Below are 14,372 nucleotides of genomic sequence, written 5' to 3' on the forward strand. Positions count from 1 at the left end.
TCAGGATGTCGTCTGCCGCCGTCGTGTCGTCTGCTGCCGTCGTGTCGTCTGCCGCCGTCATGTCGTCTGCTGCCGTCATCGCGCTACCCCAGCTGCGACTGGTTGTAGTAGCCCGAGTCGACGAGCGAGGACTTGACGTTGTCCTTCACCACGATCACCGGCTGCAGCAGCTCCGACGGGACGACCTTCGCGCCGTTGTTGTAGTCGGTGGTGTTGTTCACCTGCGGCTGCTTCTTGTGCAGCACGTCGTCGGCCATCGTCACCGTCTCGGCGGCGAGCTTGCGGGTGTCCTTGAAGATGGTCGAGTACTGCTCGCCCGCCAGGATCGACTTGACCGACGCGACCTCGGCGTCCTGGCCGGTCACCACCGGGTAGGGCTGGCCCGGCGTGCCGTAGCCGTTGCTCTTCAGCGCCGACAGGATGCCGATCGACAGCCCGTCGTAGGGCGACAGGACGCCCTGGACCTTCGTCCCGCCCTTGTAGTACTTCGTCAGCAGGTCCTCCATGCGCTTCTGCGCCGTGGACGGCTCCCACCGCAGGATCGCGATCGTCTTGAAGTCCGTCTGGCCGCTGACGACCTTCAGCACGCCCTTCTCGATGTACGGCTTCAGCACCGACATCGCGCCGTTGTAGAAGAACGTCGCGTTGTTGTCGTCGGGGGAGCCCGCGAACAGCTCGATGTTGAACGGGCCCTTCGCCGTGCCCTCGCCCGTCCCGTCGGCGCTCTTCACCTTGAGCCCGACGAGCAGCGACGTCGCCTGCTGGACGCCGACCTTGTAGTTGTCGAACGTCGCGTAGTAGTCGACGTTCTTGGAGTTGCGCAGCAACCGGTCGTAGGAGATCACCGGGATGTGCTTGTCGGCGGCCTCCTGGAGCTGCGTGGTCAGCGCCGTCCCGTCGATGGACGCCACCACCAGCAGCCGCGCGCCCTTGGTGATCTGGTTCTCGATCTGGCTGACCTGGGTGGGGATGTCGTTCTCGGCGTACTGGAGGTCCACCTTGTAGCCGAGCTTCTCCAGGCCGGCCTTGACGTTCTGGCCGTCCCGGATCCAGCGCTCGGACTGCTTGGTCGGCATCGTCACGCCGACCAGCGCGCCCTTCACGTCGCCGGAACCGGCCTGCTTGTCGATGGTCTTCTGGCTGGACCCGCACGCCGACAGCGACACCGCGAGCGCGGCGGCGGACAGGGCGGGGACGAGGCGTCCGATCTTCATGGTCGTTTCCTCAAGGGGTGGGGGGGTGGTTCAGGACGTCGACGCGAGGTCGCCGGCCGTCGCCGCCGGGGCGGCGCCGGCGGCGTCGGGGGTGCCCGCCGCGGCCTCCGGTGCGGGGAAGCGGCGCGGCGGGGGCAGGACGCGGGAACCGAGGGGCGACATGCCGTCCGCCGCGTCCAGGCGGGCGAGCATGTCGAGGACGAGCCGTCCGCGCCGGACCCGCTCGCGGCCCGACTCGACGGCCAGGGCCCGCAGGTGCGCGCCGACCGGGTAGATCGGCGCGGCGTTGCGGAGCCCGAACTTCAGGTAGAGCGGCGCGGCGCAGCGGACCAGCTCGGCCGCCTCGTACATGCGCACGTGCCCGCCGAGGTCGTCGGGGGCCTCGACGTACAGGTCCAGCGCGGTGCCGCTGACCGCCCGGATCTCGGCGTACTGGTGCAGGGTCAGGTCGGACGGCACGTTGACCGAGTCCGCGCCGAGCCCCTCCCACACCGCGAACGACGCGGGGTTGACCGGCCCGACCAGCGCGGACACCTTGAACGTCACGTCCCGCGGGAGCGCGCCGGCCGTCCGCATCCGGTGCAGCGTCCACAGCACGCCCTCGTCGGCGACCAGCAGCGACCGGACGCCCAGCGCGACCGCGCGCTCGGCCTCCGCGACGCACTGCGCGAGCTGGTCGCGCCCGCGCGCCCGGGGGCCCGAACCCGCGTACGTGCGCGCCCCGCCGCCCGGCTCCCAGGTGCCGCGCGGCCCGAGGAACAGGCACAGCTCGACGCCGCGCTCCGCGCACGCCGCGACCATCTCGCCGATCTCGGCGTCGGTCAGCATCCACACGCCGCTGCCCTGGCTGATCCGGTGCAGCGGCACCTCCAGCCGCTCGCTCTCCGCCAGGACGGCCTCGAGGACGGCGGGCCCCTCGCAGGACGGCAGCTCGGTGCGCCACGTCCCGCCGTCGGGGAACCGGTGCGCCGAACCCGCCGGGCCGCGGTCCCGTTCCGGGAACCCCAGGGCGGCCAGCGCCCGCTCGCCCGGGTACTCGCTCATCGACTTCTCCGCTCGTCAGTGCTCGGGTCGCTAGTGGTCGGATCGGTGGTGGTCGGGCCGGTGAGGATCGGGCCGGCGGCGGTCGGGCCAGTGGTGGTCGGGCCGGCGGTCGGGCCGGTGGTGGACGGACGGAGCAGGACCTTGCCCGCTCCGGGAGAGGCGCCGAGGCCGACCGCGGTCTCGAACGCGGACGCGGTCAGCGGCAGCTCGTGCGTCACGAGGTCGCCGGGGCGCAGCAGGCCCGCGGTGAACGCCCGGACGGCGTACGCCCAGTCGGCGGGCCCCGCCCCGAACACCGTCGCGAGCGTCAGCGCGCGCGTGACGAGCAGCCCGGTCGGGACGGCGTCGGCGGGGTCTCCGGGGATGCCGGTGAGGACGACGCGTCCGCCGCGCCGGGCGAGCGCGACGGCGCCGCGCGCGGTCCCCGGTGCCCCGGCCGTCTCCACGACCACGTCGAAGGACGCCTCGGGCGCCTCGCCCGGCGGGTGGAACGCGCCCGCGCCGGCCGCGAACGCCGCGCCCGCCCGTTCCGGCCGCGCGTCGATCGCGGCCAGCCGTCCCGGCGACGCGGCGGCGAGCAGTTGCAGCGCCAGGACGCCCAGCGTCCCCGCGCCGACCACGGCCGCGGACTCGCCCGGACGCGGCGCGGCCCGCCGGACGGCGGCGGCGACCACGGCCGCGGGCTCCAGCAGCGCCGCCGCCCGCAGGTCGGCGTCCGGCGCGAGCACGTGCAGCAGCCGCGCCGGGACCACGAGGTGCTCGGCGAACGCGCCGGGCCGGGTGAACCCGGTCTCGTCGTAACCGGACGCGCAGAGGTTCGGCATCCCGTCCCGGCACGCGGCGCACGTCCCGCAGCCCCGGTAGCCCTCGCCGACGACGGACGCGCCGACCAGCGCCGCGTCCACGCCGTCGCCGACCGCCGCGACCGTCCCCGACCACTCGTGCCCCGGCACCACCGGGTACGAGGCGAACCCGTCGGGCCGCGCGCCCTCGTACAGCTCCCGGTCGCTTCCGCAGACGCCGGCCGCGGCGACCTGGACGAGCACCTCGCCATGCCCCGGCACGGGAATCGGCATGTCCTGGAGCCGGATCGTCCCGGGCCGTTCCAGCACCAGCGCCCGGGAGACGCCCGCCGAACCGGCGGCTCCGGGCGCGCGGGTGACGGCCGTCCCGGCGGTCGCGATCGGTTCGCCGAGGACGGTCGCGTCCGTGCCGGCGGGGGCTTCGGCGGACGCCGTGGAGGCGGGACGCCGGAACTGGTCGGTCACCGGTGGACGCCCGTTCCGCGCCGGAAGTGCCAGTCCTCGGCGAAGAGGTCGAAGTCGGCGTTCTGCTGCGGGAAGTCGGCGATCGCGTCCAGGTCCAGCTCGACGCCGAGGCCGGGGGCGGTCGGGGCGGCGAAGTGGCCGTCCACCACCTCGGGGACGCCGGGGGCGACCGCCTTGACGCCGGCGTCGGCGAAGTCGTTGAAGTGCTCCAGGATCTTGAAGTTGGGCACCGCGACGCCCAGGTGCAGGCTCGCGGCGGTGAGCACCGGGCCGCCGACGTTGTGCGGGGCGACGAGCATGTAGTGCGTCTCGGCCGTCGCGGCGAGCTTGCGGAACTCGCCGATGCCGCCGAAGTGCCCGACGTCCGCCTGGAGGATGTCCGCCGCCTGCGACTCGAACAGCTCGCGGAACTCGATGCGGTCGTGGATGCGCTCGCCGGTCGCGATCGGCAGCCCGGTGTGCTGCGACACCTTCGCCAGCGCCTTCAGGTTCTCCGGCGGGACGGGCTCCTCCAGCCACGCCGGGTCGTACGGCTCCAGCAGCCTGGCCAGCCGGATCGCGGTGGCGGGGGAGAAGCGGCCGTGCATCTCGACCATCAGCTCCCGCTCGGGGCCGATCGCGTCGCGGACGGCCTCCACCAGCGAGATCGACCGCACCGTCTCGGCGTGGTCCAGCTCGAAGCGGCCGGTGCCGAACGGGTCGAGCTTCAGCGCGTCGTATCCGGCGGCGACGACCCGGCGGGCGGCGGCGTGGAACTCCTCGGGCGTGCGGTCCACGGTGTACCAGCCATTGGCGTAGGCCTTCACGCGGTCGCGCGTGCGGCCGCCGAGCAGCCGCCACACCGGCTGGCCGAGCGCCTTGCCCACGATGTCCCAGCACGCCATCTCGACGCACGCGATCCCGGACATCACGATCTCGCCCGCGCGGCCGTAGTCGCCGTACTTCATCCGGTGGACGAGGTCCTCCATGTCGAACGGGTCGGTGCCCACGATGTGCCGCCGCGCGGCCTCGGCGAGGTAGCCGAGCAGCGCGTCGGTGTGCCCGAGCATCCGCGTCTCGCCGACGCCGGTCAGGCCCTCGTCGGTGTGGACGGTGACGAAGGTGAGGTTGCGCCAGGGCGTCCCCACCACATGGGTCTCGATCTTGCTGATGCGCACGTGAAGCTTCCTTTGCCAAGCTATTGCTTGCTTGTGGTAGCGCTAACATTCGGCTGCTGGGAGCGCTCCCGGCAGGGTTCGGACGGACGGTGGGAGCGGGCCGGTCCCGGCGGGGTCCGCCGGAGCCGGCACGGCTCAGGGAAGGTCAGGGGCGGGTCGGGTCAGTTGTGGAACGGGTCGGTTCAGGGCGTGCGGGTCAGGGACAAGCGGGTCAGGGACGGGCCGGCGGGGGAGCGGCGGTGCTCTCCCGGACGACGAGCTCGGGTTCGACGACGCGGCGTGGAGGCGGGCCGTCCGCGCCGTCCACGCGGTCGAGCAGCAGGCGGAACGCCTCGCGGCCCACCGCGTCGAACGGCTGGCGGACGCTGGTCAGGGGCGGCGCGAGGTAGGGGGCCTCGGGGATGTCGTCGAAGCCCGCCACGCTCACGTCCTCGGGGACGCGGCGGCCCGCCTCGCGCAGCGCGCGCAGCAGGCCGAGCGCCATCGGGTCGTTGGCGGCGAAGACGGCGGTGACGCGGGGGTCGAGCGCCAGGCGGCGGCCCTGCTCGTAGCCGGACCGCGCGCTCCAGTCGCCCGCGAGCGGCTCGTGGACGGCGCATCCGGCCGACTCCAGCGTCGCGCGCCAGCCGTCCACGCGCGCGGTGGAGTCCACCCAGTCGGCAGGGCCGGAGATGTGGTGGACGGTGCGGTGGCCGAGGCTCAGCAGGTGCCGGGTCACCCGGACCGCGCCCGCGCGGTGGTCCACGGTCGCGACCGGGACGGGCACCGGCTCGTGCACCCCGACCGCGACGACCGGCAGGTCGGGCGGCAGCCCGCGCAGGCTCCCGGCGGCGGACGCGTGCGGCGCGATGATGATGATGCCGTCCACCGACTGGCCGCGCAGCCGCTCCACGCCCTCCTCGATCGAGTGCCTGGTGAGCAGGCCGAGGCTGGCGATCGTCACGCCGTACCCGGCCGCCCGCGCCGCGACCTCGATGCCGTAGAGCGTGGACGCCGGGCCGTACAGCGTCGTGTCGAAGCTGACCACGCCCAGCACACCGGACCGTCCGGACGCCAGCACGCGGGCCGCGCTGTTCGGCCGGTAGTCCAGCTCGCGCATGGCGGCGAGCACGCGCGCGCGGGTCGCCGCGCGGACCTTCTCGGGCGCGTTGAGCACCCGCGACACCGTCATCTGCGAGACCCCGGCGCGCGCGGCCACGTCCCCCATCACGGCCGGACGCGGCCGCTCGTCCGGCGGACCGGACGGGGACGCGGGTGTGACCGGGGTCATGTGATCTCCTGCACATCGGGGTGGTGCAGAAGATGTTTGCGCTAACACTTCCGGGTGTCAAGACCCTGCGCCCGGCCGTGTTAGCGCAAACATTCACCGTCGGCCGCCCGTGACGCGAAACTTCCAGGCCAGCGCCGGAAAGACCCCGGTGAGGCCAGGCCCGTCCGCAACGGAACCCTACGGCCGGACGTCTCGGGACCGCGACCACAGCCGAGCCCGTGAAGCGGCGGGCTTCACGGGCTCGGCCTCGGCGACGCCGCGAGACGCGGCGCCCGGACGCGGCGCTTCGCCGCGTCCGTCACTGGGCGGACGGGTCGGTCACTGGACGGGCGGGTAGGCGTTCTTCAGCAGCTCCTGGAACTGCGCCGAGAACCAGTGACCGGCCAGCGGCGCGTTGGGCAGCGCGCCGGACGGGTTGTTGCCGTTGCGCGCGTTCCCGCCGTAGGTCGGGTCGCACATCCGGTCGAAGCCCTTGCCCTCGTCGTTGGGGATCTCGGTGCTGGAGCCGTCCGACTCACCCGGCGGCTTCATCCACACGTAGGCGTCGATGCCCGCCTCCGGCGCGGCCTTCGGGCGTTCCCCGAGGCCCGCTCCGGACTGGTTGCACCAGTTGCCGAGGTGGATGCGCCGGTCGATCCGGCCGCCGTTGACGTAGTCGTCCACGCTGGTCTTCGGCCCCGGACCGGACGGCCGGTTCGCGCCGCCCCACCCGTTGCGGCTGGTGTCGATCAGAATGCCGATGTTCGCGTCGAACCCGGCGGCGACGAGCTTCTGCCGCATCGCCTGCGCGTAGGTCGTCTCGTCCACGTACCAGTTCCAGTCCACCCACTTGGACTGCCGCACCGACGTGCCGTTCACGCTGTCGCCGATGGCGAAGTAGGGCTCCTTCGTGGCCCCGTAGTTGGCGGTGTTGGTGATGAACCCGTGCACGTTGGACATCGACCCGGACGCCTGCGCGGTCTGCGCCAGCAGCTGGACGGCCGGGTCCATGTTGGTGTCCCAGCCGAGCCACCCGTGGTGGCCGAGGTCCAGGTAGTTGTAGACGTTCGGGATCGCGCCGAACCTGTTCAGCGCGTAGGCGATGCCGTTGACGTAGTTCCCGTTCGCCTTCATGGTGTCGCAGGCCGGGACGTCGGTCGAGCGCCCGCTGGTGTTGGTGACCAGGTTCGGCAGCGAGTCGATCTCGACGACCGTGACGATCCGCAGGCCCGCGTACTTCGGGTCCTTCAGGATGTCCGCGATCGGGTCGATGAACTGCGTCTTGTACTTGTCGATCTCGGTCGGACCGAGCTCCCCGTTGGACGCGAGCGCCGCACAGTCCCGTCCGGGCAGGTCGTACACGACGAGCTGGACGAGGCCCGCGCCCTGCGCGACCGCCTTGTCGAGGTGGTCGCGCAGGCCCATGCCGCCGTTCGCGCCGTTGATGGCGGCGATCCGGTCGAGCCACACCCCGGTCGGCTGGTTCGCGACCGCCGAACCGCCCGGCTCGGCGGCGGCGTGCGCCGACCACTCGGGGTTCACGTACGCCTTGACGCCCGCGTACGGGTTGTCGACGCGTCCGCCCGGCGGCGTCGTGGGCGGTGTGGTGGGCGGGGTCGTGCCGCCGCCGGTCGTCCCGTCGCAGACGACGCCGTTCAGCTTGAACACGGCCGGCTTCGCGTTCGTCCCCGAGTAGGTCGCCTGGAATCCGGGGGAGACCGTCGCGCCGGACGCCAGCGAGCCGTTCCAGTCGGCGTTCTTGACGGTGACGTGCGTGCCGCCCTGGCCGAACGAGCCGTTCCAGCCGCTCGTGACCTTCTGGTCGCCCGCGAAGTCCCATTCGAGCGTCCAGCCGTTGAGCGCGTCACCGAGGTTGGTGACGTTGACGGTCGCGGTGAACCCGCTGTTCCACTGGTTGACGGCGTAGTCGACCTTGCAGCCCGCGGCGGCCCGCGCCTGCGCCTGCGCCAGGGCGACCGCGCCTCCGGCGAGCAGCAGCGCGGCGGTGCCGGCGGCGGCTCCCCGGCGTAGCGGAGTGTTCCTCATGGACGTCCTCCTCGGAGGTGGGGGTGGGGGTGGGGGTGGGAAGGGCCCGCGCCCGCTCCCTGCGGGTGAGCGGGGTCCGGACGGCCAGGGGGCGGGGACGGTCAGGGGTGCGGGGACGGTCAGGGGGCGGTGGCGCGCAGGTGGTCGCGCAGGCCCGCGCCGAACGCGGTCGGCGTGCCGTCGTAGGCGCTGATCAGGGATGGCCCGGACGAGCAGTCCCAGGTGTTCCAGGTCCAGCCGAGGTAGGACGCGCCGTGCGCGTCCAGCCAGCCCGTCACCTGGTCGAGGTAGCCGTGCGCGCAGTCGTTCTCGCCGATCTCCCCGGCGACCAGCGGGACCCTGGCCGCGACCGGTCCGAGCTGCTGGTCCCAGCACGACGTGGACGCGCACCAGTTGAAGTTGTAGGAGTGCCAGGCGGCGGCGAGGTTGCCGGACGGGTCGTCCGGCTCGTTCGCGAGCCAGCCCGACAGGTCGTTGGAGTAGCTGTCGCCGCCGGCGAGGATCACGTTGGCCGCGCCGGCGCCGCGCACCGCGTCCACGAGCGTCTGCATCCCGGCGGCCCGGTAGGTCAGGCCCGGGCACGCCGCGCCGCCGTCCCGCCAGCACTTCCAGGACTGCGCGTAGTCCATGACCTGGAGGTTGTTCGGGTACGGCTCGTTGAACAGGTCGAACACCACGGCCGGGTCGTCCTTGAACGCGCCGGCGACCTGCGTCCAGAACGGGACGGCGTACTGCGCGTCCGGCATCGGCTTCTGGCATTTCGCGTCGGCCGTCTGGCAGTGCGAGTCGCTTCCCGCCCACAACCCGTTCGACCAGTGCAGATCGAGGACGGGCGTCAGGCCGTGCTGCACGAGCAGCGCGACATAGTCCTTCACGGCGGCCTGGTAGGCGGCGCCGCGCGCGCCGGCGTCCGCGTCGGGCAGGCCGAGCCAGCAGTCCTCGTTCAGCGGCACCCGGACGGCGTTGGCGTTCCATCCACGGATGGCCTCGACGGACGCCGCGTCCATCGGGCCGTCCCACATGCCCTTCTGCTGCATGCACGAGAACTCGCCGCCGGAGCGGTTGACGCCGCGCAGCCGGACGGTGGCGCCCGACGCGTCCACCAGCCGGTTCCCCGACACCTTCAGCGACGGCGCGGCACCAGCGGGCGGCGTCGTCGGCGGTGTCGTGGGCGGTGTCGTGGGCGGTGTCGTGGGCCCGCCGGGAGTGTCGCACGCGACGCCGTTCACGCTGAACGCGCTCGGACCGGTGTTGGCGCCGCTGTAGCCGAAGTTGGCGCCGACCTGCACCGACGCGCCGGACGCGACGTTCCCGTTCCAGCTCTCGTTCACGACCGTGACCGTCCTGCCGGACTGCGACCACCGGCCGTTCCAGCCGTTGCCGAGCCTCTGGTCGCCGCTGAACGCGAACTCCAGCTTCCAGCCGCTCCACGCCGCGCCGCGGTCGGTGAGCGTGACGGTCGCCGTGAAGCCCGTGCCCCAGTCGTTCTCGGCGTACGCGACCTGGCAGGACGAGGCGGCGTGCGCTCCCACCGGAGCGACGACCCCGACCCCGCCCCAGGCCGCGCCGAGGCACACGGCCGCGGCGGCGCTCCACGCCAGGAGCCGGCCGGACGGCACCCCGCCGCGCGAGTCCCGGAGCCGCCCGTCCGAACGGGGAACGCGGTCGGGAGGACGGGGGCGGGCCGCGCGTCGAAGCCGCGAGGTGAAGTGAGACATGGGACCTCCGGACGGACGAGAGGTGATGGGAGCGCTCCCACTCCTGATCGCGAGGAACGTAACCCGGCGTCGTGCCCCTGGGAACCCTCCTTCCACGCTTTTCACGCATCAGCGGCACGGCCTCGGAACTCGGCTCGGCGCGACTCGCGGCAGCCGCCGGGGCGAAGTTGACGGCCCCCGCAACTGGTGACCGCGGAGACCTTGACAGAGGGGAACGCGGCTCCGATTCTTGGGAGCGCTCCCACTACTCCCGTCCCGGCCTGCCCCCGACTCGCCGGGTTCCCCCGAAGGGAGTGCAAGCATGCCGTCCCCCTCCCAGCCCCCGCCCCCCGCAAGCCCCGAACCTCCCCGCGAGCACGACTCCGCCCCGTTCCCCGTTCCCGCGCCCACCCCAGCGTCCGCTCCGCCCCCCGTTCCCGCGTCCGCTCCGCCACCCGTTCCCGCGCCCTCCCCGGCGTCCGCTCCGCCCGCCCGGGCGTCCACTCCGGCGCCCATTCCTGCACCCGCTCCGGCGTCCGCTCCGGCAGACGTCCGGCGCGCGCCGACGCTTGCGGAGGTGGGGCGGCTCGCCGGGGTGTCACCGGCGACGGCGTCCCGCGTGCTCACGGGATCGGCGCGGGTCAGCCGCGCGGCCCGCCGCCGGGTCGAGGACGCCGTGGAGCAGCTCGGATACGTCCGTCGAAACTCCGCCGCGCGGCCCCTGCCGGGGGCGGTGGCGGTCGTGATCCGGGAGGACGGCGCCCGCCTCGTCGGCGACGCGTTCCACGCGCGGATGCTGTGGGGCGTGAGGCGCGAACTGTCCGGCGTCGCGCCCGTGCTCGTCCTCATGACGTCGTCGCCGGACGAGCTGCACGCCGCCGCCGAGTACCTGCGCGGCGGACGCGTCGAGGGCGTCCTGCTGGTCGGCGCGCACGAAGGGCCGGGGGAGATCGCGAGGGCCGTGTGCGGCGCGCCGGTCGTGCTGGCCGAGCGTCCGCCCGCCGGGACCGCGCTGCCGTATGTGGGCGTGGACGACCGGGGCGGCGCGCGCGACGCGACCCGGCACCTGCTGGAGTCGGGCCGCCGCCGGGTCGCCACCATCGCGGGCCCGGCCGACCGGGCGTCCGGCGCGGACCGCCTGGACGGCTACCGCGAGGCCGCCGGGGCGGCCGGGATGGACACCAGCGGCCTGGTCGGGCGCGGCGACTTCGGCGCGCGCTCCGGCGAGCTGGCGATGCGGGCGCTGCTGGCGCGCAGGCCGGACGCCGACGCCGTGCTCGCCGCGTCCGACGCGATGGCGGCGGGCGCGCTGCGGGCCCTGCGCCGCGCGGGCCGCCGGGTGCCGGACGACGTGGCGGTCGTCGGCTTCGACGACGCGCCGATCGCGCGCCGCACCCGGCCGCCGCTGACGACCGTCCGGCGGCCCGCCGAGGAGCTGGGCGTCCGCCTCGCCCGCGAACTGCGCGCCCGCATGGACGGCCGGACGTCCACCGACCGCGCCGTCCTCCTCCGCACGCGGCTCGTCGTCCGCGCCTCCGGCTGACCGCGCGCCTGACGGCTCCCCGCGCGCTTGCGGTTGGCCGCGGGCCTGCGGTTGGCCGTGCGCTTGCGGTTGGCCGTGCGCTTGCGGTTGGCCGCGGGCCTGCGGTTGGCCGCGCGCTTGCGGCTGGCCGTGCGCTTGCGGTTGGCCGTGCGCTTGCGGTTGATCGTGCGCGTGTGGTTGGCCGCGCGCCGCTGGGTGCCGCCGGGGCCGGGACGGTGTCCGGCACCCGGCGGCGGGGTGCTCAGGACGCCTGAGACACCGTGGACATGTTGAAGTCCGGCACGCGAACGGGCGGCATCGCCGAACGCTGGAAGTAGTCCGACCATTCGCGGGCCAGCGTCGGACGCGTCGCGCCGACCTCGGTGAGGCGGCCGAGGAGGTCCACCGGGCTCTCGTTGAACCGGAAGTTGTTCACCGCGCCGACGACCTCGCCGTCCTCGACGAGGTAGACGCCGTCGCGGGTGAGGCCGGTCAGCAGCAGCGACTGCGGGTCCACCTCGCGGATGTACCAGAGGCAGGTCAGCAGCAGGCCGCGGCCGGTGCGGGCGACCATGTCGTCCAGCGTGGCGTCCGCGCCCTCCGGGCCGGTCATGAGCAGGTTGTCGATCGCTGGGGTGACCGGCAGGCCGGTGACCTCCGCCGAGCGCCGCGTCTGCGTCAGCGCGGTCAGCGTTCCGTCCGAGATCCAGTCGGTCGCGCCGAGCGGCAGCCCGTTGTCGAACACCGACTGGGTGCGGCCCGAGGCGTGCGCGACGACGAACGGCGCGGACTCGATCCCGGCCGCGGACGGGTCGCTGAACAGCCGCACCGGCAGGCTCGCGAGCTTCTCCCCGACGCGGGTGCCGCCGCCGGGCGCGCTGAACACGGTCGCGCCGTCGGCCGCGTCCCGCGCGCCCGCCGACCAGTACAGGTAGATCATCAGGTCGGCCACCGCGGACGGCGGCAGGACGGTCTCGTACCGTCCGGCGGGCAGGTCGATCCGGCGCTCGCCCCAGGCCAGCCGCCGGGTCAGGTCGGCGGCCATGGCCGGGACGTCCACGTCGGCGAAGTCGCGGGTGCCGACGCCGGTCCAGGCCGAGCCGCCCGCGCCCTTGGCGTTCAGCTCCAGCAGCCCGGTCGGCTGGTCGTGCCGGGCGCGCAGCCCCGCCGACGACCCGACGTAGGTGGAGGTGACCATGTGGTTGGCGAACCCGTACAGCTTCTGGTCGCGCGCCGCCGCCTCGGCGAACGCCGCGCCGAGCGCGGGCGCGACGTCCCGGTAGACGCCGATGCCCGTGTCGGCGGGCGCGGCGGCCCAGTCGCCGAACTCCCCGGACAGCAGCGGCGCGGCGTCCTCGGCGGGCTCGTTGGACGCGGCGTCGGCCTCGGCGGCGCGCACCAGGTCCTCGACGTCGTCCGGCCCCACGGCTGAGCGCGACACCACGCCCGCGGCGACGCCGTCGCCGGACCGGCGCAGCGCGATCACGGTGAGCTGGTTCGAGCGGGTCACGCCGTTGGTGGTGAGGGTGTTGCCCGCCCACCGGAGGTTCGCGGTGCTGGACTCGTCCGCGATGACGACGCAGTCGTCGGCGCGGGACAGCGCGAGCGCCCGCTCCACGGCGTCCTGCGGGGAGAGTGCGCTCACTGGCCCGCCTCCTTGCGCGTGTTGAGGATGTTGACGCCGCGGAACACCGCGGCCGGGCAGCCGTGGCTGACCGGCGCGACCTGCCCCGGCTGGCCCTTGCCGCAGTTGAACGCGCCGCCGAGCACGTAGGTGGACGGCCCGCCCACCGCCTCCATCGAGTTCCAGAACTCGGTGGTGCTGGCCTGGTAGGCGACGTCCCGGAGCTGCCCGGCCAGGCGCCCGTTGCGGATCCGGTAGAAGCGCTGCCCGGTGAACTGGAAGTTGTGCCGCTGCATGTCGATCGACCAGGACTTGTCGCCGACGACGTACACGCCGTCCTCGACGCCCGCGATGAGACCCTCGGTGCCGGGGCCGTCCGGGTCGGCCTGGAGCGACACGTTCGCCATCCGCTGGATGGGCGTGCTGTGCGCGGAGTCGGCGAACGCGCAGCCGTTGGACCGCTCGGCCCCGGTCAGCCGCGCGATGCGCCGGTCGAGCTGGTAGCCGGTGAACAGGCCGCCGGTGATGATGTCGAACGACTGCGTCTCGACGCCCTCGTCGTCGTACCCGATCGTGGCGAGGCCGTGCTCGGCGGTGCGGTCGCCGGTCACGTTCATGACCTTCGAGCCGTACCGCAGCGTGCCGAGCTTGTCCGGCGTGGCGAACGAGGTGCCCGCGTAGGCGGCCTCGTAGCCGAGCGCCCGGTCCAGCTCGGTCGCGTGCCCGATCGACTCGTGGATCGTCAGCCACAGGTTGGACGGGTCGACCACCAGGTCGTACCGTCCGGCCTCGACCGACGGCGCGGCGAGCTTCTCGGCGAGCAGTTCGGGGATGCGGCCGAGCTCGCCGTCCCAGTCGTAGACGTCGCCGACCAGGAACTCCCAGCCGCGCCCGACCGGCGGCGCCAGCGTGCGCATCGTGTCGAACGCAGACTCGGTGATGCCGGTCGCGTTCACGACGGGGTGCACCCGGACGCGCTGCTGCGTGGTGATCGTCCCGTTCAGGTCGGCGTAGAACTTGTTCTCGCGCACCTGGAGCAGCGCGGCGTCCACGTGGTCGACGCGGGGGTCGCCGAGCAGCCGGCGGCTCCAGTCGGCCAGCAGCCCGACCTTGTCCTGCGTGGACACGGTGAACGGGTCGATCTCGTAGGACGACACCCAGGTCACGTCGCCGTGCGACGGCTCGGGCGCCAGCTCGATCGGCTCGCGGTTGACCGGGGCGGCGACGTGCGCGACCTCGACCGCCCGCTCGGCGAGCGCGGCCGCGCCGTCCGGGGTGAGGTCGATTCCGGCGGCGAAGCCCCAGGTGCCCCCGGCGACGACCCGGACCGACAGGCCGAGGTCGCTGCCGTCGGCGGCGGTCTCCAGGACGGCGTCGCGCAGCCGGAGGCTCTGGGTGCGGATGCGCTCCACCCGGACGTCGGCGTGCTCGGCCCCGAGCTCGCGAGCCCGGCTCAGCGCGGCGTCGGCGAGCGCCCGCAGCGGCAGTGCGGTGAAGGCGGGATCAATGTCATGCACCCTGCCCAACCTACCCCGCCGCGGTCCCGTCGAT

Annotated in this window: 10 protein-coding genes; 1 reads left to right on the plus strand and 9 read right to left on the minus strand. The window is 73.9% G+C overall.

Annotation, left to right across the window (positions count from 1 at the left end; genetic code table 11):
* Nucleotides 1–83: 83 nt before the first annotated feature.
* The 7 genes from chvE to ACFPCY_RS19005 all read right to left on the minus strand — a co-directional run bounded on the left by chvE (nt 84) and on the right by ACFPCY_RS19005 (nt 9,696).
* Entirely contained in the window at nt 84–1,214 is a 1,131-nt protein-coding gene (gene chvE / locus ACFPCY_RS18975; protein WP_378256907.1) for a multiple monosaccharide ABC transporter substrate-binding protein, read from the minus strand.
* 30 nt (nt 1,215–1,244) lie between these two features.
* Nucleotides 1,245–2,258, minus strand: coding sequence for a hypothetical protein (locus ACFPCY_RS18980; RefSeq protein ID WP_378256908.1), 1,014 nt, complete (start codon nt 2,256–2,258; stop codon nt 1,245–1,247).
* The gene (locus ACFPCY_RS18985; protein ID WP_378256910.1) at nt 2,255–3,526 is read right to left on the minus strand and encodes a zinc-dependent alcohol dehydrogenase; all 1,272 of its coding nucleotides are present in this window, start codon (nt 3,524–3,526) and stop codon (nt 2,255–2,257) included. Before ACFPCY_RS18985 ends, ACFPCY_RS18980 begins: the two co-directional genes overlap by 4 nt.
* Nucleotides 3,523–4,683 (minus strand): mandelate racemase/muconate lactonizing enzyme family protein, encoded by a 1,161-nt coding sequence (locus tag ACFPCY_RS18990; RefSeq protein ID WP_378256912.1) that lies wholly within the window; start codon nt 4,681–4,683, stop codon nt 3,523–3,525. The genes ACFPCY_RS18985 and ACFPCY_RS18990 overlap by 4 nt, the downstream gene beginning before the upstream one ends.
* A 211-nt stretch (nt 4,684–4,894) precedes the next feature.
* Nucleotides 4,895–5,953, minus strand: coding sequence for a LacI family DNA-binding transcriptional regulator (locus ACFPCY_RS18995; RefSeq protein WP_378256914.1), 1,059 nt, complete (start codon nt 5,951–5,953; stop codon nt 4,895–4,897).
* Between the two features lie 318 nt (nt 5,954–6,271).
* Nucleotides 6,272–7,978 carry a glycoside hydrolase family 6 protein gene (locus tag ACFPCY_RS19000; RefSeq protein ID WP_378256915.1) on the minus strand — a complete coding sequence of 569 codons (1,707 nt, stop codon included), beginning with the start codon at nt 7,976–7,978 and terminating at the stop codon, nt 6,272–6,274.
* A 119-nt stretch (nt 7,979–8,097) separates the two neighbouring features.
* On the minus strand, nt 8,098–9,696 hold the full coding sequence (locus ACFPCY_RS19005; RefSeq protein ID WP_378256916.1) for a cellulase family glycosylhydrolase: 1,599 nt from the start codon (nt 9,694–9,696) through the stop codon (nt 8,098–8,100).
* Between the two features lie 556 nt (nt 9,697–10,252).
* On the opposite strand from ACFPCY_RS19005, the gene ACFPCY_RS19010 reads away from it, so the two are divergent.
* Nucleotides 10,253–11,218, plus strand: a complete 966-nt coding sequence (locus tag ACFPCY_RS19010; protein ID WP_378256918.1) for a LacI family DNA-binding transcriptional regulator — start codon at nt 10,253–10,255, stop codon at nt 11,216–11,218.
* A 241-nt stretch (nt 11,219–11,459) separates the two neighbouring features.
* Here ACFPCY_RS19010 and ACFPCY_RS19015 read toward each other — a convergent pair whose 3' ends face one another.
* A complete protein-coding gene (locus ACFPCY_RS19015; protein ID WP_378256919.1) occupies nt 11,460–12,842 on the minus strand; it encodes a metallopeptidase TldD-related protein in 1,383 nt (460 codons plus the stop codon).
* The gene (locus ACFPCY_RS19020; RefSeq protein WP_378256921.1) at nt 12,839–14,338 is read right to left on the minus strand and encodes a TldD/PmbA family protein; all 1,500 of its coding nucleotides are present in this window, start codon (nt 14,336–14,338) and stop codon (nt 12,839–12,841) included. The genes ACFPCY_RS19015 and ACFPCY_RS19020 overlap by 4 nt, the downstream gene beginning before the upstream one ends.
* Nucleotides 14,339–14,372: the final 34 nt, after the last annotated feature.

The sequence above is a fragment of the Actinomadura gamaensis genome (assembly GCF_042652125.1).
GTDB classification, from domain to species: domain Bacteria; phylum Actinomycetota; class Actinomycetes; order Streptosporangiales; family Streptosporangiaceae; genus Spirillospora; species Spirillospora gamaensis.

Excerpts from the sequence above, each read along its gene's own strand:
- chvE (WP_378256907.1), bottom strand. The coding sequence starts at position 1,214 with ATGAAGATCGGACGCCTCGTCCCCGCCCTGTCCGCCGCCGCGCTCGCG.
- ACFPCY_RS18980 (WP_378256908.1), bottom strand. The coding sequence starts at position 2,258 with ATGAGCGAGTACCCGGGCGAGCGGGCGCTGGCCGCCCTGGGGTTCCCG.
- ACFPCY_RS18995 (WP_378256914.1), bottom strand. The coding sequence starts at position 5,953 with ATGACCCCGGTCACACCCGCGTCCCCGTCCGGTCCGCCGGACGAGCGG.
- ACFPCY_RS19000 (WP_378256915.1), bottom strand. The coding sequence starts at position 7,978 with ATGAGGAACACTCCGCTACGCCGGGGAGCCGCCGCCGGCACCGCCGCG.
- ACFPCY_RS19005 (WP_378256916.1), bottom strand. The coding sequence starts at position 9,696 with ATGTCTCACTTCACCTCGCGGCTTCGACGCGCGGCCCGCCCCCGTCCT.